This is a genomic window from Alterileibacterium massiliense, assembly GCF_900104645.1.
GTDB classification, from domain to species: domain Bacteria; phylum Bacillota; class Clostridia; order Peptostreptococcales; family Anaerovoracaceae; genus Alterileibacterium; species Alterileibacterium massiliense.
In genome coordinates this window covers 1,051,242-1,074,860 of record NZ_FNWE01000002.1, presented here as the reverse complement: position 1 = coordinate 1,074,860, position 23,619 = coordinate 1,051,242, and the positions used below count along the sequence as shown (strand labels likewise).

The window sequence follows — 23,619 nt, the reverse complement described above, 5'->3', positions numbered from 1 at the left end:
AAAAAAAGAGATTGACAAGTAAAAGAAAAGGGGCTATACTGTATAAGCTGTCACTAAGGCAGGGGGTACAAGGTAGCCCCTAAAAAAGTGGCAGAGAACCTTGAAAACAACATAGTATAGAACCTAGTCAATAAAAAGAAGATAAAATCTTCGAAATGAATTGATGAAGTACAAAGAACAAACAGGTTCACGTACAATTCGAGAGTAATTCGAGAGAACGCAAGTCAAAAGTCGTTCTGAGAGGATAGATTTGAACTGACGAAGAAGGTCAGAGCAAATACAATTAATTAAGAGTTTGATCCTGGCTCAGGATGAACGCTGGCGGCGTGCCTAATACATGCAAGTCGAGCGAGAAGTCACATTACTAATTCTTCGGAAGAAGTAAAGTGATGGAAAGCGGCGGACGGGTGAGTAACGCGTAGGCAACCTGCCTCTCACAGGGGGATAGCCATCGGAAACGGTGATTAATACCCCATAAAGTCAAAATAACACATGTTAAGCTGACCAAAGATTTATCGGTGAGAGATGGGCCTGCGTCTGATTAACTAGTTGGTGAGGTAACGGCTCACCAAGGTGACGATCAGTAGCCGACCTGAGAGGGTGAACGGCCACATTGGAACTGAGACACGGTCCAAACTTCTACGGAAGGCAGCAGTAGGGAATCTTGCACAATGGGCGAAAGCCTGATGCAGCAACGCCGCGTGAAGGAAGAAGGCCTTAGGGTCGTAAACTTCTGTTCTTGGGGAAGAAAAAAATGACGGTACCCAAGGAGGAAGCCCCGGCTAACTACGTGCCAGCAGCCGCGGTAATACGTAGGGGGCAAGCGTTATCCGGAATTATTGGGCGTAAAGCGTGCGTAGGTGGTAATTTAAGCGCAAGGTTTAAACTAACGGCTCAACCGTTAATTGCCATGCGAACTGGGTTACTTGAGTGCTGGAGGGGAAAGCGGAATTCCTAGTGTAGCGGTGAAATGCGTAGATATTAGGAGGAACACCGGCGGCGAAGGCGGCTTTCTGGACAGCAACTGACACTGAGGCACGAAAGTGTGGGTAGCAAACAGGATTAGATACCCTGGTAGTCCACACCGTAAACGATGAGCACTAGGTGTCGGGGTCGATAGACTTCGGTGCCGCAGTTAACGCACTAAGTGCTCCGCCTGGGGAGTACGGTCGCAAGACTAAAACTCAAAGGAATTGACGGGGACCCGCACAAGCAGCGGAGCATGTGGTTTAATTCGAAGCAACGCGAAGAACCTTACCAGGACTTGACATCCCTCTGACAGGAACTTAATCGTTTTTTTCTACGGACAGAGGAGACAGGTGGTGCATGGTTGTCGTCAGCTCGTGTCGTGAGATGTTGGGTTAAGTCCCGCAACGAGCGCAACCCTTGTTGTCAGTTACTAACATTAAGTTGAGGACTCTGACGAGACTGCCGAGGTTAACTCGGAGGAAGGTGGGGATGACGTCAAATCATCATGCCCCTTATGTTCTGGGCTACACACGTGCTACAATGGTCGGTACAGAGAGAAGCAAAGCAGCGATGCGGAGCAAAACATAAAAACCGATCTCAGTTCGGACTGCAGGCTGAAACTCGCCTGCACGAAGATGGAGTTGCTAGTAATCGCAGATCAGAATGCTGCGGTGAATGCGTTCCCGGGTCTTGTACACACCGCCCGTCACACCATGGAAGTTGGGGGTGCCCGAAGTTGGACAAAAACAGTTTACCTAAGGCAAATCCGATGACTGGGGTGAAGTCGTAACAAGGTAGCCGTAGGAGAACCTGCGGCTGGATCACCTCCTTTCTAAGGAGACTAAGGTCTCTATACTATGTTAGTTTTATTTGGGGAATTAGCTCAGCTGGGAGAGCACCTGCCTTGCACGCAGGGGGTCAAGGGTTCGAGCCCCTTATTCTCCACCATGTTATTTTTTTATAAAATAACGGTTAGCACCTTGAAAATTGAATAACACAGAAGTGTAGAAAAGACAAATAGACAACGAAATCGAGAGAAGCCTGATTTCCTTGAGAAATCAGAGTAAGGGTAAATTTCGAAGAAGAATTTGTTGAGAGAAAACCAGAAAGAGATTCACACGAGAAACAATAGTGAAGAAAGACCTGATTAACGCAAATCAGGCAAGGTCAAGTAAAGAAGAGCATCAGGTGGATGCCTTGGCACTGGGAGCCGAAGAAGGACGTGATAAGCTGCGAAAAGCTATGGTGAGGAGCACATATCCATTAACCCATAGATATCCGAATGGGGGAACCCACCAGTGGTAATGCACTGGTACCGTATGGTGAACACATAGTCATACGGAGGGAACGGGGTGAACTGAAACATCTAAGTAGCCCTAGGAAGAGAAAGAAAAATCGATTTTCAAAGTAGCGGCGAGCGAAATGGAAAGAGGCCAAACCTAACTGCTTGCAGTTAGGGGTAGTGGACCACCAGAAAGTTGAAGACTTAGTGAGCTGAATAGTACTGGAAAGTACAAACGAAGAGGGTAAAATTCCCGTAAGCGAAGCGAAGTCAAGACAGGTGGCACCGGAGTAGGACCGGACACGAGGAACCCGGTTTGAAGCAGGAGGGACCACCCTCCAAGCCTAAATACTACCCAGTGACCGATAGAGGAAAGTACCGTGAGGGAAAGGTGAAAAGAACCCCGGGAGGGGAGTGAAATAGAATCTGAAACCTAATGCTTACAAGCGTAGGGAGCGAAAGTGACCTAGTACTTTTTGTAGAACGGGCCAACGAGTTATGGTATGTAGCGAGGTTAAGTTACTGGAGTAACGGAGCCGAAGAGAAATCGAGTCTTAAAAGGGCGAAAGTTATATGCTGTAGACCCGAAACCGGGTGACCTATCCATGAGCAGGTTGAAGTAACCGTAAAAGGTTATGGAGGACCGAACTTATATCTGTTGAAAAAGGTTAGGATGACTTGTGGATAGCGGTGAAATTCCAATCGAACTCGGATATAGCTGGTTCTCCTCGAAATAGCTTTAGGGCTAGCCTCAAGATACGATACACGGGGGTAGAGCACTGATTGTTCGCGGGGCCTTCACCGGCTACCAACAACTCTCAAACTCCGAATACCGTGATATTAAACTTGGGAGTCAGACTATGAGAGATAAGTTCCATGGTCGAAAGGGAAACAGCCCAGATCAACAGCTAAGGTCCCAAAGAGTAAGTTAAGTGGAAAAGGATGTGAGATTGCACAGACAGCTAGGATGTTGGCTTAGAAGCAGCCATACATTTAAAGAGTGCGTAATAGCTCACTAGTCGAGTGATGTTGCGCCGAAGATAAACGGGGCTAAAACTTACCACCGAAGCTTTGGAATTAGAAATAATTGGTAGAGGAGCATTCTATACGGGTAGAAGTTGAGCTGAAAGGCGAGGTGGACTGTATAGAAGAGAGAATGTTGGCATGAGTAGCGTAAGGCGGGTGAGAATCCCGTCCGCCGAAAATCTAAGGTTTCCTGAGGAAGGTTCGTCCACTCAGGGTTAGTCGGGGCCTAAGCCGAGAGCGAAAGCTGTAGGCGATGGACAACAGGTAGAAATTCCTGTACCACCGAGGATTGCATGAATGAAGTGGGGACACAGAAGGATAGGTTGAGCACGCCGTTGGTCGAGCGTGTCTAAGCAGAGAGGCTAATATGTAGGCAAATCCGCATATTGAAAGGCTGGTCTGTTATGGGGAGTCGATAGAGACGAAGCAACTGATTTCACGCTGTCAAGAAAAGCCGCTAATTAGATCCAAGGTGCCCGTACCGCAAACCGACACAGGTAGATGAGGAGAGAATCCTAAGGTGAGCGAGCGAACTATTGTTAAGGAACTCGGCAAAATAACCTCGTAACTTCGGGAGAAGGGGTGCCTGCTTTTGCAGGCCGCAGTGAATAGGTCCAGGCAACTGTTTACCAAAAACACAGGTCTCTGCTAAAGCGAAAGCTGAAGTATAGGGGCTGACGCCTGCCCGGTGCTGGAAGGTTAAGGGGAAGTGTTAGCGTAAGCGAAGCAGTGAACTTAAGCCCCAGTAAACGGCGGCCGTAACTATAACGGTCCTAAGGTAGCGAAATTCCTTGTCGGGTAAGTTCCGACCCGCACGAAAGGCGTAATGATCTGGACACTGTCTCAACAATAGGCTCGGTGAAATTGAAATATCGGTAAAGATGCCGATTACCCGCAGCAGGACGGAAAGACCCCGTGGAGCTTTACTGTAGCTTGATATTGAGTTTCGGCATTGCACGTACAGGATAGGTGGGAGACTGAGAGATATGTACGCCAGTATATAAGGAGTCACCGTTGGGATACCACCCTTGTAATGTTGGAATTCTAACCTGGTACCGTTAACCGGTATGGGGACAGTGTCTGGTGGGCAGTTTGACTGGGGCGGTCGCCTCCTAAAGAGTAACGGAGGCGCCCAAAGGTTCCCTCAACGCGGACGGAAATCGCGTGAAGAGTGCAAAGGCAAAAGGGAGCTTGACTGCGAGACATACAGGTCGAGCAGGGACGAAAGTCGGGCTTAGTGATCCGGTGGTTCCGAGTGGAAGGGCCATCGCTCAACGGATAAAAGCTACCCCGGGGATAACAGGCTTATACCATCCAAGAGTTCACATCGACGATGGTGTTTGGCACCTCGATGTCGGCTCGTCTCATCCTGGGGCTGAAGTAGGTCCCAAGGGTTGGGCTGTTCGCCCATTAAAGAGGTACGCGAGCTGGGTTCAGAACGTCGTGAGACAGTTCGGTCCCTATCCGCTGTGGGCGTTGGAAATTTGAGAGGAGCTATCCTTAGTACGAGAGGACCGGGATGGACATACCTCTGGTGCACCAGTTGTTCTGCCAAGGGCATAGCTGGGTAGCTAAGTATGGACGGGATAAGCGCTGAAAGCATCTAAGTGCGAAGCCCCCCTCAAGATAAGATTTCCTCCGTAAGGTAAGACCCGTGGGAGACTACCACGTAGATAGGTCGGAGGTGTAAGTGCAGTAATGTATTTAGCTGACCGATACTAATAGGTCGACAACTTGACCAAATGGTTTAGGAGAACACTTTAGTGTTATTCAATTTTGAGGGTACAAACCTCAATATCCGGTGACAATAGCGAGGAGGATACACCTGTTCCCATCCCGAACACAGAAGTTAAGCTCCTTTGCGCTGAGGATACTTGGTGGGCAGCCGCCCGGGAAAGTAGGTCGTCGCCGGTTTTTTTATAAGGCCCCATGGTCAAGCGGTTAAGACATCGCCCTTTCACGGCGGTAACCCGGGTTCGATTCCCGGTGGGGTCACCATTTTTAAATATATGCGAGGCTGGCGGAACTGGCAGACGCGCTAGATTTAGGTTCTAGTGGGAGACCGTGTGGGTTCGAGTCCCACGTCTCGCACCAAAAATAAGGCTTTTTAAGCCTTTTTTGTTATATAAAATTTATTTATTAGCGTTAAAATCCATAATATAAAAAATATTTTCAAATTATAATATAAAACATCTTCAAATCAATAAAAAATATCACAATTTAATATATTTAACTAAAATTTATCTTTACTAACTATTATAATAAAGTGTATTATAAGTAGGAAATAGATAGAGATAACTCAAATTTTATCTAATCATTAAAAAATATTAAAAAGGAGATAATTATGAAAAATTTACTCAAATTAAAAAAGACAAAGGAAGTATGTTCATTCTTAGGTGGAGTGGTATTTGGTACTGCTGGTATTGCTATTTTAGCATCAGAAGAAGCAAAAAAAGTTTATACCAATGCTACTGCAATTGGAATGAGGGCAAAGGATAAGATAATGGAAAAGGCAACAATCATTCAGGAAAATGCCGGAGATATATATGCTGATGCAAAAGAAATCAACGAAAATAAATCATTAAAAAATAAATCTTCTATTATCAAGGATAATTCTAATATTATTGGAGATAAATCTAATATTACAGATGATAAATCTGATCTTATTATCGAATAAAACAAGTTAGAAGCGAGGAAACATTATTGAAATTAATTATTAAACACCAAACAAAGGGTAGAATTAGACTTCATATTGATGGAAATTCGCTTTCAAATGCTGATGCGGACTCTCTATATATTTTTATTTCGTCAATAAGCACAGTAGATAAGGTGAAAATCTATGATAGGACTAATGATATAGTTATTTTTTATAAAGAATCACTTGTTCCTATATTAGATAAGCTTTCTTGCCTAAACCTTAGTATGATTAACTATTCGAAAGACGAAATTGAGCAGTTAGGTAGAAATAAGGATAATGTGTATATTGATAGACTAACTTGGCATTTTCTAAGAAGGTTCATATACAAAAATTTTATTCCTATGCCAATTGGAAATTTATTGCTTATGATAAATGCTTTTAGATATATTAGGCAAGGGCTTTTATGCTTGAAAAATAAAAAGATTGAAGTTCCTGTTTTAGATGCTACAGCAATTTCTATTTCAATTTTTAGGCGAGATTTTGGAACTGCAGCAAATATAATGTTCCTGCTGGGTTTAGGAGAAATACTTGAGGACTGGACAAGAAAAAAATCAATAGATGATCTTGCAAGAGCTATGTCACTAAATACCGGAAAAGTATGGAAAAAAGATGGTGAACAAGAAGTCTTAGTAAATGCAGATGAGATAAGTTCGGGAGATATGGTAGCTGTCAATATAGGCTCACAGATACCTTTCGATGGAGTTGTCACAGCAGGTGATGCAATGGTTAATCAGGCATCGATGACAGGTGAAAGTGAACCGGTAAGGAAAACCATTGGAAGCTCAGTTTATGCTGGAACTGTTATAGAAGAAGGAAGAATAATTCTACTTGTAAAAGAAGCTTCTGGAGCTACAAAATATGAAAAAATTGTTAAGATGATAGAAGATAGTGAAAAGCTAAAATCTGATATAGAAGATAGGTATTCACATCTCGCAGATAAGCTAGTCCCTTATACCTTCCTAGGGGCAGGACTTGTTTATGCTCTCACAAGGAATCTTACAAAAACTCTCGGAATACTCATGGTTGATTTTTCTTGTGCATTAAAGCTTGCTATGCCCATATCGGTACTTTCTGCTATTGGAGAAGGGGCAGATAGACATTCTACTATAAAAGGAGGAAAATACCTCGAAGCCCTGGCAGAATCAAGCGTTATAGTCTTTGATAAGACTGGCACTCTCACAAAGGCAGAGCCAAGAGTTAGAGATGTGATAAGCTTTAATGAAATGGATAAAGATGAATGTTTAAAAATTGCGGCTTGCCTAGAAGAACATTTTCCACACTCAATGGCAAGAGCCGTTGTAAGAGAAGCTGAAATTAAAAATCTTGAACACACAGAGATGCACTCACAGGTAAATTATATCGTGGCACATGGCATTGTATCTTCAATAGGATCCGAAAGAGTTATTATAGGTAGTAACCATTTTGTGTTTGAAGATGAAAAATGCAGTATAAGGGATGATAAAAAAGAATTATTTAAATCACTACCTGTTGACTGCTCTCATCTCTACATGGCAATAAATAATATTTTAGAAGCTGTTATATTGATAGAAGACCCTGTTAGAGAGGAAGCATCACAAGCTATAAAAGACCTGAGAGATCAAGGTTTTAACAAAATAATCATGATGAGCGGTGATAGTGAAAGAACTGCAAAGGCAATAGCTGAGGCAGTTGGAGTTGACATCTATTATTCTGAGCTTCTACCTGAAGATAAAGCAATGCTAATAAAGAAGGAAAAAGAATTAGGGAATAAAGTAGTAATGGTTGGTGATGGTATAAATGATTCACCGGCATTATCCGCAGCTGATGTTGCGATAGCAATTAGTGATGGTGCAGCAATTGCGAGAGAAATTGCAGATATTACCATTGCTGCTGACAGCTTAAATGAAATATCTGTTTTGAAAGAATTATCTAAAAAGATGATGAAGAGAATAGATAAAAATTATAAGAGAATAATTGGAATTAATGGATCCTTAATTTGTCTAAATGTACTTGGGCTAATTCAGCCGACAACTGCGTCGCTAATTCACAACGCATCAACACTTGGTATAAGCATAGGAAGCATGAAAAAATATATCAAGTAGAAAGTTTTATATAATGGTCTTTATAAACTGAGCTTTATAACTAAGCTACAGATAAAAAAGTGCAACCTAATTTTTTAAAAAAATATAATAAAAAAAGCTTGACAATTAAATTAGACTAGATTAAAATACTGGTGAGGTTAGTTAAGACTAATCTCACCAGTATTAATAGCAACTAATGAGGTCAATTTTTTTGAAGCTTAGGTTAGAGTTCTCTAACTTCAAATACGAGGGGAGGTTAATGTCAGAGGACAAGATGATTCTTCATTGTTCTCCAACTCTAAGGGGTATAAAAGCTGGAAGCATTTTTACAGCCTCATATACTTCAAAAAATGAGTTTGAGAAAGATGTAGAAAGGGCAAATTTAAAATTTAATAAAACTCAAATAAGGTTTTCAGCTCTTAAATATTCTAAAGGAAAGGGAATCGTTTATGTATATAGACCAAGTCTGCTTTTAAAAGATATTAGCAAGCCTGAAAGTATAGATATTTTATCTATTAATGGGTACAAATCTTATGATTGCAAATCCTGCATTGATAGATTGATTGAAAGACTTTATAACTCAAGTGAATTTCCGCATGAGATTGGATTATTTCTAGGTTATCCACCTGAAGATGTTAAAGGCTTTATAGAAAATCAAGCTAAAAAATGCAAGTATGCGGATTACTGGAAGGTTTATGGAGATGTCGAAAGAGCTAAGATTAGGTTTAATGCCTTTAGAAGATCCACCAAATTTTGTTATTCAAAGTGGAAAGCCGGAGCTTCGATAATTGCACTTGTCAATTAGTTGCAAACTTTCAACTATCTATTTACCATGATAGCATTACCTTTTTTCACATTACCTTAATCAACATTACATCTAGAAAAAGAGTCGCGATTGCGACTCTTTTCGTTTATTATTTCTATGAAATTGTCTTGTATAACTATAATGAATTAAAAGGCATTTAATTTTTATGAATCTATAAAATCATTACAAATGCATATTATAAATCAAGTTTTAGATCATTCTCCTTTATCCAATTCTTTTTCCTCATAAATGAGCATACTAGGTAAGAAATTATTGCAGGTAGAACAATAGATATTAATACCAGACCAAGCCAATCAAAACCTGTTATGCCGGTTCCGGTTTTTAGCCAGCCGGTCCATACTCCTATAGGTCCAACAAGACCGCAGGTTCCCATTCCTGAGGCTATAGGTTCACCATTCATCTCAAGATGAAATAGGCAGGTAGCGATAGGCCCTGTTATTGCGGAAGCGATGATAGGTGGAATCCAGATTTTAGGATTCCTTACAATATTACCCATTTGGAGCATTGAAGTTCCAAGACCTTGAGAAATCAAACCACCAATTTTATTTTCTTTATAGCTCATTACCGCAAAACCAACCATGTTAGCACAGCAACCGGCTACCGCAGCTCCACCTGCAAGTCCGGTTAAACTTAAAGCTGCACATATAGCTGCAGAAGAAATAGGTAGGGTTAGGGCTATTCCAACAATTACGGAAACAATGATTCCCATTAATAGAGGCTGAAGCTCGGTTGCCCACATTATAGCTTTTCCTACGCTAAATGCAGCATTTCCTATTGCAGGTGCGATTAGAGCGGATAGGGCAACTCCTGATAGAATTGTTACAAAAGGTGTTACAAGTATATCAATTTTCGTTTCTTTTGATACAGCCTTACCAAGCTCGGTAGCAACTATTGCAATTATTAATACTGCAAGAGGTCCTCCTGCACCGCCAAATTCATTGGCAGCAACACCAACTCCTGCCAAGGTAAATAATACTAGAGCTGGGGCGTTAAGAGCATATCCTATCGAAACAGCCATAGCAGGTCCAGCTGCTTTCATTGCATAAGCTCCTACTGTACTTAAAATTTCAATATGTAGCTGTGAGCCAAGAGTAGAAATAATAGTGCCTATGAGTAGGGAAGCGAAAAGACCCTGAGCCATGGCACTCATTGCATCAATTGCATATCTTTTCCAGCTGAAAATGATGTCCTTTCTTTCTAGAAAGGAACGAAATCCAGATTTAGCGACTGTATCCATTTTTATCTCCTTTAAATAAATGATTAAAAATTAAAAAGTTAAAAAATTAAAAAATTTAAAATATAAATTTTAAATACGAATAAAAATTTTTATAAATATGAAATTCAATTTTTATACTTATATTTTTATAAATGCAAAATAGAATCATTATATTTATAATTCAATTTAAAACTATAATTTGATATTTACTTTTTCTTCTCGTCCGTCTTCATGCCTAATCTTTACAATTCTAGCTGGAGCACCGACGACAGTGGTATTCGCGGGTATATCTTTAAGAGATACGGTACCGGCTCCTATTATAACATTATCTCCTATAGTTACATTGCCAAGTATCATTGATTCAGCATATATTGTAACATTGTTGCCCACCGTAGGGTGCCTTTTTCCCGCATCTTTTCCAGTACCACCGAGAGTTACACCGTGAAAAAGGGTAACATTGTCACCTATAATTGCAGTTTCTCCAATTACAACTCCAAAACCGTGGTCGATAAAAAACCTCTTGCCAATGGTTGCACCCGGATGAATTTCAATATTCGTTCTGCTTGCCGCCTCAAGAGATAGCCTTCTAGCACGAACAAATTGCCCCTGTTCATATAATTCATGAGCTTTTCTGTAGGTCATAATCGCATCATAACATGGATATAAGAACGCTTCTTCCTCACTATGTATTGCAGGATCTCGTTCCTTTACCACTTCAATCCATTCAATTTCTTCGGGTGTATAATTCATATTAGCCTCCATTGACGAAATAGTATTATTAAATATATAATAATTCCTATTGAAATAATAGGAATTAACTTTTATTATAAGATTATAATCATTAAAGTCAATAAAAAACCGATAATAACAGATATTAAACCTATTTAGGAGGTGCTTTCCAAGATGATGGTATCTACAAAAGGTCGCTATGCACTCATGGTGCTTATAGACATTGCACAAAATGTCCAAGATGAATATATACCGCTTGTTGATATTGCTGAAAGGCAGGGCCTTTCCATGAAATATCTTGAAATCGTAGTAGCAATGTTAAACAAGGGAAAACTTATAACAAGTAGAAGAGGGAAGAATGGTGGTTATAAGCTTGTAAAAAGTCCTGAAGAATACAATATAAATGAGATTCTTGAAATAACAGAGGGTAGCTTATCACCTGTTACTTGCATAGGCTCTAAGGGGGTCAATTGTGACAAGGCGACAAGCTGTATGACATTACCGCTTTGGATTGAGCTTGACCGCACCATAAGCGATTATTTGAGCAAGATAAGTCTTAAAGACATTATCGATGAAAATATTGAAAACATAGATAATGATATAGAGTGATAATATTGATTTGACATTGCTATTCTTTGGCGATATAATCAGCCTGTAAGTGTAGCTAGAGATAGATTTTTTAGGAGGTACCTGATGAACGGTACAGTAAAATGGTTCAGCAATGACAAGGGCTATGGCTTTATAGCTAACGATGAGAGCGGAGAAGATATTTTTGTACATTTCTCAGCAATTCAGGTTGATGGCTTTAAGACATTAAAAGAAGGTCAGAAGGTCACATTCCAAGAGGAAGAAGACCCTAAGAACAGCGACAAGAAGAGAGCTGTTGATGTGCAGATTGTTGAGTAATCAATATAGATTATAATAAGACAGACTTGTACAATAAAATGCTTAAGCAATCGCTTAAGCATTTTTTATTTTAATTTTTTATTTTATATAATTTTTTCTAGATTGATTTTGACATTTATTTCGAAATAGATATAGATAGTAGATATACAAATATAATATAAGATGTTATCCGGCTAAATCACCATATGAATCAGCATCATCTTCATACTTATTCGGATTATTATAATTGCTATCATGGTCTTTTTTATCTTCTTTCTCCTCACTATCACGAACTACTTCATTTTCTTCATTGCTCTTATCTTCCTCATCTTCGCCAGATTTTTTTTCTTCAATAAAATCATTCTCGGAAAGCTTATTTACATCTTCTTGATTAATTGTTTCTCCGCTTAAGCAAATCTTATAATATGCTGAATCTATTCCATTTGCAATTGCTTCAGCATAATCGTCTATATATTTATCAAATTTTTCATTATCATCTTTACTTGAAATAGAGCCTAATAGTAGCATACATGATGGCATCTTAGCTTTTGAATTTTCTATATAATTCTCATCTGAATCTTCAGATTTTCCAAGGTGCAAAACTCCGGTAGAAGCATAATTTGATACTCCATTTAGCTCATTTATTATTGAAGCACCAAGATATTCGGACTTAATATTCTTTGATGTAGACACATAGGCATTTATTCCGCTTGCCTTATCATCATCTTTTTTGTCTCTATCTATACTAACCATAAGGTCGCATTTCTTCTTATTTGCTTCTTCGGTTCTATCAGCTTTCTTTACATGAGAATCATCATTTCTTGAAATTACTACCTTGTAATTTTTTTTCTCAAGCTTGTCTTTAATTTTTAAACTTATTTCTAAATTGTCATCTTTGGATTTTCTATCTTTATAAACATTACCATCGTCTTTACCACCAGCAACAGGATTTAAATAAATAATCCCTTTTTGATTTTTTGCATTAGCAATAGCCTTTGGGGTTAGGCGAGAGGTTGGTATTATTCTTATTATGAAGCCGGTTATGAGGCAAAAAATTGTTAGAATACTTATAATTTTTGATGAAAATTTAAGCATATTAGCAAAGCTATTATTTGCTCTCTTTTTTCTTCTTACATTTTGCTTTTTTGTTAAAGCGTTATGACTATTAGTATTATTTTTAACGCTATGCTTTTTTTTATGCTTATTTCCAGCGATTGAGATTATGCCTTTTTTCTTATTTTTTCTTTTTAATGTACCCATCATTTACTCCCCAAATTCTAGTTATCAGAATTATTAAAAAGCTTTTTATCATTTGTTTCAGTAATTCTTACATCAAAAGGGAAACCTCCTGCACGAATTGATTGCCTGAGAAAAACATTTATAGCAGTGGTTAGATTTATACCAAGCCTGCCATATACATATTCACTTTCTTTTTTTATATCAGAATCCATGCGAACACTGAAGTTTGTAGTCTTAACCTTATCCATAATTCACCTCTGCAATCTATTATTTGTGCATTATATATTAAATAAATTGCAAAATCAAGCTATAAAATATATAATGAGCATATAAAAAACATATAATGCAATGCAAATAAACTTTAAGCAATATACTTAATCTAAAAAATCCAGCATACTTGAAATTTTATATATTAAAATGCTAGAATATATGAAATTAACGGATTATTTTTGGGGGCTTGATAATATGTATGCAATAACAGCAAAGGGCATGAAATACATAGATGAATATACTATTAATCAAGGTGTAAATAGTGCAGTTTTAATGGAAAATGCTGCTAAAGGTGTTGTAAATACTGTCAAAGAGATTTTTCCGGATGTAAGCACTAGGATTTTAGTATTAGCTGGGACAGGGAATAATGGTGGAGATGCTCTTTGCACTGCAAGGTGGCTTATACACTATGGTTATGATGTTAAAATCTATTGCCTCGGAGATTTTGGCAATTCATCCTTAGGTTGCATCAGCCAGCTAAGAATACTTAGAAATATGTATCCCGATGCTGATATTGCAGGAGAAGGTATAAATTCAAATTATGATTATTTGAAGATTGAATACGATGTGATAATAGATGGAATTTTTGGCATAGGGCTCAATAGAAGACTTGGAGATAATTATGTCAAATTTATTAATTTTATAAATGAAAAAAATGGCCTTAAAATTGCAATTGATATTCCTTCAGGTCTAAATGCAACTACAGGGCAGAAGATGAATGGTGCTTTTAAGGCGGATATAACAGTTACTTTTTCAAGCTATAAGACGGGAATGTTTTTTGAAGATGGCAAGGAATACTGTGGAAATATAAGGGTTATCGATATAGGGATTGATAAGAAAGCATATAATAACATAAATGAAAAATTATTTGTCTGCGATGAAAAATTCTTCGACGGTTCAAAGGATATGGCACTTGAGCCGAGAAAGGAAAAATCGCATAAGGGAACCTATGGCACAGTAGGCATTATAATCGGTGATGCTGGAATGATGGGAGCGGGGATTTTGGCTTCAAAGGCTGCATATAGGACGGGCTGCGGCCTCGTAAAGATATTTTGCCCTGCCAAGTATTTAGGATTTTTAAATGTTTCTGTACCGGAAGCGATTGCAGTTCCATATACAGATGAAAATTACATATCTGAACTAGCTGAATTTCTTGAACTAGTCGATGTAGTTCTAATAGGCCCCGGCTTAAGTGAAGATTATTCTTCAATAAAAATTTTAAAATATATCTTACATAAAAATGTGAATGCAGTCATTGATGCAGGAGCTTTAAATCTTATCGCAAGAGATATGAGACCATTTATTAATAGAAAATGTAAATGCGTTATCACACCTCATATAGGAGAGATGGCTAGGCTATGCGGGGAAAAAACTGATGTTATTTTAAAAAATAGGATTGGATTTACAAAAAAATTCTCGGAAAAATATAAGGTTAGCATGGTGCTCAAATCAGATGTATCAATTATTTCACTGCTTATCAATGATGAACAGCTACTTTTCTTAAATTCTATGGGAAATTCAGGCTTAGCGACAGCGGGCTCAGGTGATGTCCTTTCTGGAATTATTGCGTCACTCATAGCACAGGATAATTCAATGAATAACAGCCTCTTGTATGGGACAATGATTCATGCTGCAACTGCAATTAAATATGGAAATGATGATAATTCAAAACGAAGAATGGTAGCGGGAGATATAATAGAAAACTTATTTTAGCTTATAGCTTGATAGATTGGGTATTGAATGATATAATAACTGGCGTCGCGTGAACTAATTGTTCGGCGATATTCGAGCTAAGGCAGGAGGTGAAATGGGAAAATGGCACAAATCATAGTCAAAGAGAATGAAAGCCTTGAAAGTGCACTCAAAAGATTTAAGAGATCTTGTGCTCGCGACGGAGTTATGTCTGAGCTGAGAAAGAGAGAGCATTATGAAAAGCCTAGCGTTAAACGCAAGAAGAAATCTGAAGCAGCCAGAAAGAAGGCAAGAAAATTCTAAAATAGATGAATAGAATTATATAGACTATCGTATTACTTTTGTTTGCGATAGTTTTTTTATTAGAGAATTTGTAAATAGAAAATCATTAATATTTATATAATAAGGAATTAGATGGTAGAATATAGAGATATAATTTGTTATACCCATGATGGTAAGCCTCTCAGGGCGAGAACTGATAGGCAGGGTGAGTATGTAAATAAAATAATAGACAATGACATGGTCTTTGGCATAGGTCCGGCTGGGACTGGCAAGACATTTTTGGCTTGCTCACTAGCGGTAAATGCTCTTAGGAATAGGGATGTGTCAAGAATTATCTTAACGAGACCTGCTGTTGAAACAGGTGAGAGCCTTGGATTTTTGCCGGGAGATTTAAAGGAAAAAGTATATCCATATCTCAGACCCCTTTATGATGCTTTAAATGAGCTAATGGGTAGTGCTGGTGCTTCAAGGTTAGAGGAGAGGGGTGCTATTGAGATTGTACCGCTCGCATATATGAGAGGGCGAACGCTTGACAATTCTTTTATAATCTTAGACGAAGCACAGAATACAACCAGAGAACAGATGAAGATGTTTTTGACAAGAATGGGATATAATTCAAAGGTCGTCATAACGGGCGATATTACTCAAATAGACCTTCCAAAAGGCAAGGCATCTGGACTTATAGAAGCTTCTAAGGTTCTAAAAAAAGTTAAGGGAATTGAATTTGTATATTTTACCGATGTCGATGTCGTAAGGCATGAGCTAGTCAAGAGAATAATAAATGCCTATAACAAATATGAAGATTAGAAAGTGATATATTAGATATGATTCTAAATTATATAGATGAGGATAATAAAATAAGCGAAGAACTTAGGCATATTTTTGAAAAGGCTTCGGAACTTGCATTGGAAGATGAAATTGGGGATATTAAGCCATCAGAAATTGAAATCAGCTTGACTATAGTAAGCAAAGGTGAAATAAGAGAGATTAATAATGAGTATCGAGGAATTGATAAGCCTACAGATGTGCTTTCTTTTCCACAATATCAAAATATCAAAGAGATTAAAGAGGAACTTGCTAAGAAGCCCGAGATTATTATGCTTGGAGATGTGGTAATATGCGATGAAATTGCAGAAGTACAGGCAAGGGAATATGGAAATAAAATAGAGAGAGAATTTGTATATCTTTTTGTGCACAGTCTTTTTCATCTCATGGGGTATGACCATATGCTAGATGATGAAAGAAGGATTATGAGAAAAAAAGAAGAAGATGTAATGCGTAAAATAGGTCTTGAAAGGTAAAGGAAATGTGCGATTTTTCAAAATCATTAAAAGAGGAATTAATGTACCTCGCTGATAAAGCAAGAGAACATTCATATGCACCTTATTCTAACTATCATGTGGGTGCCTGCCTTATTGCAGATAATGGCAAACTCTATTCAGGAGCAAATATAGAAAATGGAAGTTATGGTGCGAGCATTTGTGCCGAGAGAGTTGCCATATTTAAGGCAATTTATGATGGAGCAAAGGTGATAGAAGCCATTGCTATAAAAGCAGATACACCTAGGGCTTTTCCCTGCGGGATATGCAGGCAGGTTATGTCGGAATTTGCGGGGTATAATAAAAACACCGAAAATACCGAAAATACCGAAAATATCGAAAATACGCAAAATACCCCAAATATCCAAAACACACTGAATATTACAAAGAGTAAAAGTTCAAAAAAAGTTACAAAAGATACAAAAGTTGAAAAAGTTAAAAATGATATAATTGATAATATAAAGATATTCGTAGAGGGTGAAAATGGAGAAATTGAAGAATATGATTTGGAAGCCCTCTTTCCTCACGCATTTGAACTAAAGAAAATGGAGAGTTAAGTAGTAAATGAAATCCGGATTTATAGGCATCATAGGAAGACCTAATGTAGGAAAGTCAACCCTGCTCAATAAGATTCTTGGAGAAAAGATAGCAATAACATCTGAGAAAGCACAGACTACAAGAAATAGAATAAAGGGCATATATACTGAGATAGGCAAGGGTACAGAGGATGTTCAGATGATTTTTCTCGATACGCCGGGAATACACAAGCCTAAGAACAAGCTTGGAAATGCAATCAATGAAACCGCAATAAACACATATAGAGGCGTTGATGTTGCTTTGCTTGTCATAGATGGAAGTAAACCATTTGGCAGGGGAGATGAGCATATGATAAGCCTTATGAAAGATATATCGGTACCGAGGATTCTAATAATAAATAAGATTGATCTTATAAGTCCTGAGGAGTATATAGACATATATGAAAAATATATGAAGGAAGATTTATTCGATGATGTCTTTGGAATTTCGGCCTTAAATGGTACAAATGTAAGTGAGCTTATCGAGAATCTTAAAAAGTATATGTTAGATGGACCTATGTATTTTCCTGATGACATATCCACTGATAGTCCTATGAGATTTTTGGTCAGTGAGATAATAAGAGAAAAAATCCTTATGTATCTTGAACAGGAAATTCCACATGGAGTGGCTGTTGAGATAGAAGAATATGATGAGGGGGATTCAATTACGAGGATAGGTGCAGTTATTATATGTGAAAATCCTAGACATAAAAGTATTATAATTGGTAAGGGCGGTAGGAAGATAAAGGGAATTGGAAAGTCTGCCCGCCTTGAGATAGAGGAGCTTGTCGGCACAAAGGTTTTTTTGAATCTATGGGTTAAGGTAAAGGACAAGTGGAGAAATTCGGATACCATGATAAAAAATTTAGGATTTAAGGATGAGTAAATGATTGTACAAACTGAAGCAATCGTTTTGAAACAGCATAAAATTGCAAATAATAGAAGAATGATTGTCCTTTTTACAAAGAAATATGGGAAGATAAGTGCTGGAACTAATATGAATGAAGGCAGAAGGGGAAAATCTGCACTTGCACTTAGACCGTTTGCATACTCTGATTTTGAATTATATAAAAAAGGCAGTTATTACAATATAAATGGCAGTGACCTTAAAAAGAGTCATTATTCAATAGGTGAAAAGCTCGATCGCTTTATGGCATCCTCCGACATGATAAGTTATTTAGAAAAAATTATTCAGGAAGAACAGCCTAGCCCAAAGATATTTGATTTATCAATAGAATTTTTGGAAGTAATTTCAAAAGCAAATGATAATTTTGATACAATTCTATTATCTTTTTATATTCAAAGCTTAAAATATCTTGGCATCATGCCGGAGCTAAAAAAATGTGTTAACTGTGGAGAAAAAATAGACGGCTTGGATTATATTTTTTCAGTTGAAGCAGGTGGCGGTTTATGCAATAAATGTACAAATATTAAAACCATAGAAGCTGGTGATAGATTGATTTTTAGACCGACTTTTGATATTATTGGCACTATAGATTATTTTGCAAATAATCGAATGAACAAGTTTTTAAAAATTTCTCTAAAGAGGCAGTTTATTTTGCAATTAAAGCAGATTCTCAATTCATATGTCGGATATTACTTAGATGTTGATATATTGAATGAGGAATGGGGTAGCCCTAAATTAGGAGGTAAATAATGGAAATTACATTAGAAAAGATTGAAATTGTTAAGGATAGGACTGGAGTTAGCTATAAAGAAGCTAAGGAAGCTCTAGAACATAACGATGGTAGCGTAGTTGATGCGATCATAGAAATTGAAGAATTGATAAATATAGATGGCGAAAACTACGAAGAAGATGTAAAGACGAAGATATTTAATAAGGTTAAAGAAACAGCTGAAAAAGGTAATATGTCAAGAATTATCATCAAGAAAGATGATGATGTAATTTTGAATTTACCTCTTACGGTTGGAGTCCTAGGTGCCGTAATTGCACCATGGGGCGTTATCTTCGGAACTATAGCAGCCTTTGGTTTTAACTGCCACATCGAATTTGTAAATGATAAGGGACAGACTACAGATGTTAATGGCAAGGTTAAGAGCGGTTATGATAAGGCTGTAGAAAAAGGCAAAGATGTTTATGGCAAAGGTCAGGAAACATTTGTAGACTTAAAAGAAAAGGCTGAGGGTGCAATCGAAGATTTTAAAGACAATTATGGAGACAAATTCGAGAGCATTAGAGATGTTGCAGGTGAGAAATTTGAACAGATAAAGGATTCTGAAAACCTAGAAGAAATTAAAAACAAGGGTAAGGAATTTATCGAGAAGAAGCTAAAACCAGCTAAAAAAGAAGCAGAGGAAGAGTTAAGCGAGCTTGATGAGGTTATTGAAGAGATAGCTAATGAGAATGGTATCGATTTAGATGATCATAAGTAGTTTTTTATAAAGGAGCGTTATGTCTAACAAGAGTGCCACGAAAGATAATAAAGATAATATAGTGACGATGGACAAGATAACTTCCCTATGCAAAAAAAGGGGGTTTATATTCCCCGGTTCTGAGATTTATGGAGGACTAGCAAATACATGGGATTATGGTCCACTCGGTGTGGAATTTAAGAACAATGTAAAAAAAGCATGGTGGAAAAAGTTTGTAAATGAGAATAGATACAATGTAGGACTGGATTCCGCAATTTTGATGAATCCAAAGACATGGGTTGCGTCCGGTCATGTTGGCGGGTTTTCAGATCCTTTAATTGACTGCAAAAATTGCAAATCTAGATTTCGTGCAGATAAACTCGTTGAAGATTTTCTTCTTAATAGAGATGGCAAGGAGTCAAGCTGTGATGGCTGGGATAATGAAAGACTAGAAAAATTCATAGCAGATAATAAAATTCCATGTCCTGACTGCGGAAAGACTGACTTTACTTCCATAAGAAAATTCAATCTTATGTTTAAAACATTTCAGGGTGTTACTGAAGATAGCAAATCTGAGATTTTCTTAAGACCTGAGACAGCTCAAGGCATATTTGTTAATTTCAAAAATGTTCAGAGAACATCGAGAAAGAAGCTACCTTTTGGAATTTGTCAAATAGGCAAGTCATTTAGAAATGAGATAACGCCAGGTAATTTTACATTTAGAACTAGAGAGTTTGAACAAATGGAGCTTGAGTTCTTCTGTAAACCTGGTGAGGACCTTAAATGGTTTGAGTATTGGAAAGACTATTGTTATAAATTCTTAGAAAACCTAGGAATGAATATGGATCATATTAGAATGAGGGATCATTCACCTGAAGAACTTTCTCACTATAGCAATGCAACGACGGACTTTGAATATCTATTCCCATTTGGCTGGGGTGAACTCTGGGGACTTGCTGATAGAACTGACTTTGATTTGACAAGGCATCAGGAGCACTCAGGTGAGGACATGTCATATCTTGACCCAGAGACCAATGAGAGATATATTCCTTATTGCATTGAACCATCTCTTGGAGCTGATAGAGTTGCACTGGCATTTTTAATTGATGCCTATGAAGAAGAGAAGCTAGAGGGAAATGATGGCAAGGAAGATGTACGAACTGTCATGCATTTACATCCTGCACTTGCACCGTATAAGGCTGCCATTCTTCCGCTTTCTAAGAAGTTATCTGATGCAGCAATGCCAATTTATGAAGAACTAAGCAAATATTTCAGCGTTGACTACGATGAATCAGGTTCTATAGGAAAGAGATATAGAAGAGAAGATGAAATTGGCACGCCATTTAGTATCTGCGTTGACTTTGACACAGATGAAACACAATCAGTCACTATACGCGATAGAGACACAATGAAGCAGGTAAGAGTGCCTCTTGAGGGTATTAGAGAATATATTGAAGAAAAAATTAATTTTTAATAATTTTTAAAATTTTTTAACATTAAGGAGAGGTTATTACTATGGAAAAATTTGTTTACTCTTTCAATGAAGGGTCTCAAGACATGAAGAATCTTCTTGGAGGTAAGGGTGCTGGCCTAGCAGAGATGACAAAGATTGGGCTTCCTGTCCCTTTTGGATTTACTATCACTACATCGGCTTGCAAAATTTATTCAGACAAGGGAAAGCTTGACGATGAAATTATCAAAGATGTTTATGCTCATCTTGAAGAACTAGAGCAGGTAGCTGGAAAGAAATTTGGAGATGATAAAAATCCATTGCTAGTATCCGTTAGATCGGGAGCACCAATTTCTATGCCGGGAATGATGGATACAATCCTTAACCTCGGACTTAATGATGTTTCGGTAGAAGGACTTGCAAAAAAGACTGAAAATGATAGATTCGCATATGATAGCTACAGAAGATTTATCCAGATGTTCGGCGATGTTGTTATGGAAATCGACAAGAAGAAATTCGACGAAGTATTTGACGGACAGAAGAAGAAAGTTGGAGCTGAATTTGATGTTGACCTAACTACTGAAGATTTAAAAGCAATCATTGACGGTTATAAAAAGGTTGTAAAAAAAGAGCTCGGAAGAGATTTTCCTCAAGATCCTATGGATCAGCTTATGGAAGCAATAAATGCGGTATTCCGTTCATGGAATAACGACAGAGCCATCTTATATAGAAAGCTCAATGATATTCCTGATTCCCTAGGAACGGCAGTAAATGTTCAGTCTATGGTATTTGGTAATACTGGAAATAATTCCGGAACTGGAGTAGCATTCACAAGAAGCCCTGTTAATGGAGAGAATAGAGTATTTGGTGAATTTCTTGTTAACGCACAGGGTGAAGATGTAGTAGCTGGAATAAGAACCCCTCAGCCAATAGCTGAAATGAAAGAGGCTTTTCCAGATGTTTATAGGCAATTTGATGAGGTTGCACATATTCTTGAAAACCATTATAAGGATATGCAAGACATGGAATTTACTGTTGAAGATGGTAAATTATTCATGCTACAGACAAGATCTGGAAAGAGAACTGCTGCAGCTGCTATTAAGGTTGCAGTTGATATGGTAAATGATGGACTTATTACCAAAGAAGAAGCGATAATGCGTATAGAGCCAGATCAAATTAATCAGCTACTTCATCCTAACTTCGATCCAGCTGAGCTTTCATCGGCTAAGGCGATTGCAAAGGGACTTCCAGCTTCACCGGGAGCTGCCACAGGACAATTGGTATTCCATGCTGAAGATGCTGCTGAATGGAAGAAAGACGGAAAGAAAGTTATTCTCGTTAGAGAGGAAACTTCTCCTGAAGACCTTGCTGGAATGGTTGCAGCTGAGGGAATACTCACAGCTAGAGGTGGTATGACATCTCATGCAGCTGTTGTTGCAAGAGGTATGGGTAAATGTTGCGTAGCTGGTTGCTCAGCTATCATAGTTGATGAAGAATCAAGAACTATGAAGGTTTCAGGAAAGGTATATAAAGAAGGAGATAAGTTTTCAATCAATGGAACGGATGGAAGCGTTTATGCCGAAGAAATTAAGACAATTCCACCAGAGCTTTCAGGAAATTTTGCAACTGTAATTGGCTGGGCTGATGATATAAGGCAGATTGGAATAAGGACAAATGCTGACAATCCAAGAGATGCTAAGCAGGCTGTTGACTTTGGAGCAGAGGGTATTGGACTTTGCAGGACTGAGCATATGTTCTTTGAAGATGAAAGAATTCCAAAGATAAGAAGAATGATTTTGGCTGATACTGAAGAAGAGAGAAGAGAGGCATTAAAAGGACTTCTGCCATATCAGACAGAGGACTTTAGAGAAATTTATAAGGTAATGGGTGAAAGACCAGTTACTATAAGACTTCTTGATCCACCTCTTCACGAATTTTTGCCACATAATGAAGCAGAGAGAAAACAGCTTTGTGAGCAATTTAATATTCCTATGGAAGTAATAGAGAAGAAGACAATTGAGCTCCACGAGTTCAATCCAATGCTAGGACACAGGGGCTGTAGACTTGCAGTAACATATCCTGAAATTGCGGAGATGCAGACAACAGCTATAATCAATGCTGCTCTTGATGTAAAGAAAGAAACCGGCATTGACATCAAGCCTGAAATCATGGTTCCTCTCGTTGGTATTCCTAACGAGTTAAAGCAGGTTAAAAAGACGATAGATGAAACAATAAAGAAGATATTTGAGGAAAGAGGCGAAAAGCTCGATTATCTTGTAGGAACGATGATTGAAATTCCTAGAGCAGCACTTTTAGCTGATGAAATTGCTGAAGATGCAGAATTCTTCTCATTTGGTACAAATGACTTAACCCAGATGGGATTCGGTTTCTCCCGTGATGATACAGGTAAGATAATAAGTGAATATGTGGACAGAGGTGTTTTAGAAGAGGATCCATTCCAGAGCCTAGATCAGCATGGTATTGGTAAGCTTGTTGAATTTGCAGTTCAAGGCGGTAAAAAGACTCGTCCAAACATCAAGCTAGGCATCTGCGGAGAGCATGGTGGAGATCCTAAATCTATAGAGTTCTGCTATAGAGCAGGTTTAAATTATGTATCATGTTCACCATTTAGAGTTCCTATTGCAAGACTTGCAGCTGCACAGGCAACGCTAAGAAATTCAGAAAATAAGAATTAAAAAGGAAATACAAAATAAATCTTGCAAGAAGA

At 38.0% G+C, this 23,619-nt stretch carries 18 protein-coding genes, 3 tRNA genes, 3 rRNA genes and 1 pseudogene; 21 read left to right on the top strand and 4 right to left on the bottom strand.

What is annotated here, in order from left to right; translation table 11 throughout:
- The first annotated feature begins 283 nt into the window (after window positions 1–283).
- The 9 genes from BQ5371_RS06765 (at window position 284) to BQ5371_RS06725 (ending at window position 8,840) form a co-directional block, all read left to right on the top strand.
- Window positions 284–1,801 (top strand): 16S ribosomal RNA (locus tag BQ5371_RS06765).
- A 40-nt stretch (window positions 1,802–1,841) separates the two neighbouring features.
- Window positions 1,842–1,917: transfer RNA gene (locus tag BQ5371_RS06760), tRNA-Ala, on the top strand.
- 217 nt (window positions 1,918–2,134) lie between these two features.
- Window positions 2,135–5,019 (top strand): 23S ribosomal RNA (locus BQ5371_RS06755).
- A gap of 55 nt (window positions 5,020–5,074) precedes the next feature.
- A 5S ribosomal RNA gene (rrf, locus tag BQ5371_RS06750) occupies window positions 5,075–5,191 on the top strand.
- Together the 16S, 23S and 5S rRNA genes with 3 tRNA genes alongside form the textbook arrangement of a ribosomal RNA operon.
- Window positions 5,192–5,200: 9 nt before the next feature.
- Window positions 5,201–5,275, top strand: a tRNA-Glu gene (locus BQ5371_RS06745).
- Between the two features lie 13 nt (window positions 5,276–5,288).
- Window positions 5,289–5,371: transfer RNA gene (locus tag BQ5371_RS06740), tRNA-Leu, on the top strand.
- Window positions 5,372–5,621: 250 nt separating this feature from the next.
- Window positions 5,622–5,954 carry a DUF6110 family protein gene (locus tag BQ5371_RS06735; protein WP_071133084.1) on the top strand — a complete coding sequence of 111 codons (333 nt, stop codon included), beginning with the start codon at window positions 5,622–5,624 and terminating at the stop codon, window positions 5,952–5,954.
- A gap of 26 nt (window positions 5,955–5,980) precedes the next feature.
- Window positions 5,981–8,056, top strand: a complete 2,076-nt coding sequence (locus tag BQ5371_RS06730) for a heavy metal translocating P-type ATPase (RefSeq protein ID WP_071133083.1) — start codon at window positions 5,981–5,983, stop codon at window positions 8,054–8,056.
- 238 nt (window positions 8,057–8,294) lie between these two features.
- Window positions 8,295–8,840 (top strand): DUF3793 family protein, encoded by a 546-nt coding sequence (locus tag BQ5371_RS06725; protein WP_071133082.1) that lies wholly within the window; start codon window positions 8,295–8,297, stop codon window positions 8,838–8,840.
- Window positions 8,841–9,036: 196 nt separating this feature from the next.
- On the opposite strand, the gene BQ5371_RS06720 is transcribed toward BQ5371_RS06725, so the two are convergent.
- Entirely contained in the window at window positions 9,037–10,098 is a 1,062-nt protein-coding gene (locus BQ5371_RS06720; protein ID WP_071133081.1) for a PTS transporter subunit IIC, read from the bottom strand.
- A gap of 171 nt (window positions 10,099–10,269) precedes the next feature.
- Window positions 10,270–10,827, bottom strand: a complete 558-nt coding sequence (epsC, locus tag BQ5371_RS06715; protein ID WP_071133080.1) for a serine O-acetyltransferase EpsC — start codon at window positions 10,825–10,827, stop codon at window positions 10,270–10,272.
- 153 nt (window positions 10,828–10,980) lie between these two features.
- On the opposite strand from epsC, the gene BQ5371_RS06710 reads away from it, so the two are divergent.
- On the top strand, window positions 10,981–11,415 hold the full coding sequence (locus BQ5371_RS06710; RefSeq protein ID WP_071133079.1) for an RrF2 family transcriptional regulator: 435 nt from the start codon (window positions 10,981–10,983) through the stop codon (window positions 11,413–11,415).
- A gap of 84 nt (window positions 11,416–11,499) precedes the next feature.
- Entirely contained in the window at window positions 11,500–11,712 is a 213-nt protein-coding gene (locus tag BQ5371_RS06705; protein WP_135354802.1) for a cold-shock protein, read from the top strand.
- A gap of 165 nt (window positions 11,713–11,877) precedes the next feature.
- Here BQ5371_RS06705 and BQ5371_RS06700 read toward each other — a convergent pair whose 3' ends face one another.
- Together BQ5371_RS06700 and BQ5371_RS06695 are read right to left on the bottom strand one after the other, a co-directional pair.
- Window positions 11,878–12,951, bottom strand: a complete 1,074-nt coding sequence (locus BQ5371_RS06700) for an N-acetylmuramoyl-L-alanine amidase family protein (RefSeq protein ID WP_071133077.1) — start codon at window positions 12,949–12,951, stop codon at window positions 11,878–11,880.
- Window positions 12,952–12,968: 17 nt separating this feature from the next.
- On the bottom strand, window positions 12,969–13,178 hold the full coding sequence (locus BQ5371_RS06695) for a type II toxin-antitoxin system RelB/DinJ family antitoxin (protein WP_071133076.1): 210 nt from the start codon (window positions 13,176–13,178) through the stop codon (window positions 12,969–12,971).
- Between the two features lie 217 nt (window positions 13,179–13,395).
- On the opposite strand from BQ5371_RS06695, the gene BQ5371_RS06690 reads away from it, so the two are divergent.
- The 10 genes and pseudogenes from BQ5371_RS06690 to ppdK all read left to right on the top strand — a co-directional run bounded on the left by BQ5371_RS06690 (window position 13,396) and on the right by ppdK (window position 23,587).
- On the top strand, window positions 13,396–14,913 hold the full coding sequence (locus tag BQ5371_RS06690; protein ID WP_071133075.1) for a bifunctional ADP-dependent NAD(P)H-hydrate dehydratase/NAD(P)H-hydrate epimerase: 1,518 nt from the start codon (window positions 13,396–13,398) through the stop codon (window positions 14,911–14,913).
- 102 nt (window positions 14,914–15,015) lie between these two features.
- Complete coding sequence (gene rpsU / locus BQ5371_RS06685; protein WP_071133074.1) at window positions 15,016–15,195, top strand: 30S ribosomal protein S21; 180 nt, start codon at window positions 15,016–15,018, stop codon at window positions 15,193–15,195.
- Window positions 15,196–15,312: 117 nt separating this feature from the next.
- Window positions 15,313–15,981 (top strand): annotated as a pseudogene (locus tag BQ5371_RS06680) (PhoH family protein); the annotation flags it as partial.
- 17 nt (window positions 15,982–15,998) lie between these two features.
- Window positions 15,999–16,475, top strand: coding sequence for an rRNA maturation RNase YbeY (gene ybeY, locus BQ5371_RS06675; protein ID WP_235821180.1), 477 nt, complete (start codon window positions 15,999–16,001; stop codon window positions 16,473–16,475).
- 5 nt (window positions 16,476–16,480) lie between these two features.
- The gene (gene cdd, locus BQ5371_RS06670; RefSeq protein WP_083377466.1) at window positions 16,481–17,050 is read left to right on the top strand and encodes a cytidine deaminase; all 570 of its coding nucleotides are present in this window, start codon (window positions 16,481–16,483) and stop codon (window positions 17,048–17,050) included.
- Window positions 17,051–17,057: 7 nt separating this feature from the next.
- Window positions 17,058–17,954 carry a GTPase Era gene (gene era / locus BQ5371_RS06665; RefSeq protein WP_071133071.1) on the top strand — a complete coding sequence of 299 codons (897 nt, stop codon included), beginning with the start codon at window positions 17,058–17,060 and terminating at the stop codon, window positions 17,952–17,954.
- Window positions 17,955–18,725 (top strand): DNA repair protein RecO, encoded by a 771-nt coding sequence (recO, locus tag BQ5371_RS06660; protein ID WP_071133070.1) that lies wholly within the window; start codon window positions 17,955–17,957, stop codon window positions 18,723–18,725. It abuts the gene before it with no gap.
- A complete protein-coding gene (locus tag BQ5371_RS06655; RefSeq protein ID WP_071133069.1) occupies window positions 18,725–19,462 on the top strand; it encodes a DUF4342 domain-containing protein in 738 nt (245 codons plus the stop codon). Before recO ends, BQ5371_RS06655 begins: the two co-directional genes overlap by 1 nt.
- A gap of 19 nt (window positions 19,463–19,481) precedes the next feature.
- Window positions 19,482–20,915 carry a glycine--tRNA ligase gene (locus tag BQ5371_RS06650; protein ID WP_071133068.1) on the top strand — a complete coding sequence of 478 codons (1,434 nt, stop codon included), beginning with the start codon at window positions 19,482–19,484 and terminating at the stop codon, window positions 20,913–20,915.
- Window positions 20,916–20,956: 41 nt separating this feature from the next.
- Complete coding sequence (gene ppdK, locus BQ5371_RS06645) at window positions 20,957–23,587, top strand: pyruvate, phosphate dikinase (protein WP_071133067.1); 2,631 nt, start codon at window positions 20,957–20,959, stop codon at window positions 23,585–23,587.
- Window positions 23,588–23,619 lie beyond the last annotated feature (32 nt).

Coding starts and splice junctions, on each gene's coding strand:
- BQ5371_RS06735 (WP_071133084.1), top strand. CDS start 5,622: ATGAAAAATTTACTCAAATTAAAAAAGACAAAGGAAGTATGTTCATTC.
- BQ5371_RS06725 (WP_071133082.1), top strand. CDS start 8,295: ATGTCAGAGGACAAGATGATTCTTCATTGTTCTCCAACTCTAAGGGGT.
- BQ5371_RS06720 (WP_071133081.1), bottom strand. CDS start 10,098: ATGGATACAGTCGCTAAATCTGGATTTCGTTCCTTTCTAGAAAGAAAG.
- epsC (WP_071133080.1), bottom strand. CDS start 10,827: ATGAATTATACACCCGAAGAAATTGAATGGATTGAAGTGGTAAAGGAA.
- BQ5371_RS06710 (WP_071133079.1), top strand. CDS start 10,981: ATGATGGTATCTACAAAAGGTCGCTATGCACTCATGGTGCTTATAGAC.
- BQ5371_RS06705 (WP_135354802.1), top strand. CDS start 11,500: ATGAACGGTACAGTAAAATGGTTCAGCAATGACAAGGGCTATGGCTTT.
- BQ5371_RS06700 (WP_071133077.1), bottom strand. CDS start 12,951: ATGGGTACATTAAAAAGAAAAAATAAGAAAAAAGGCATAATCTCAATC.
- BQ5371_RS06695 (WP_071133076.1), bottom strand. CDS start 13,178: ATGGATAAGGTTAAGACTACAAACTTCAGTGTTCGCATGGATTCTGAT.
- BQ5371_RS06690 (WP_071133075.1), top strand. CDS start 13,396: ATGTATGCAATAACAGCAAAGGGCATGAAATACATAGATGAATATACT.
- rpsU (WP_071133074.1), top strand. CDS start 15,016: ATGGCACAAATCATAGTCAAAGAGAATGAAAGCCTTGAAAGTGCACTC.
- ybeY (WP_235821180.1), top strand. CDS start 15,999: ATGATTCTAAATTATATAGATGAGGATAATAAAATAAGCGAAGAACTT.
- cdd (WP_083377466.1), top strand. CDS start 16,481: ATGTGCGATTTTTCAAAATCATTAAAAGAGGAATTAATGTACCTCGCT.
- era (WP_071133071.1), top strand. CDS start 17,058: ATGAAATCCGGATTTATAGGCATCATAGGAAGACCTAATGTAGGAAAG.
- recO (WP_071133070.1), top strand. CDS start 17,955: ATGATTGTACAAACTGAAGCAATCGTTTTGAAACAGCATAAAATTGCA.
- BQ5371_RS06655 (WP_071133069.1), top strand. CDS start 18,725: ATGGAAATTACATTAGAAAAGATTGAAATTGTTAAGGATAGGACTGGA.
- BQ5371_RS06650 (WP_071133068.1), top strand. CDS start 19,482: ATGTCTAACAAGAGTGCCACGAAAGATAATAAAGATAATATAGTGACG.
- ppdK (WP_071133067.1), top strand. CDS start 20,957: ATGGAAAAATTTGTTTACTCTTTCAATGAAGGGTCTCAAGACATGAAG.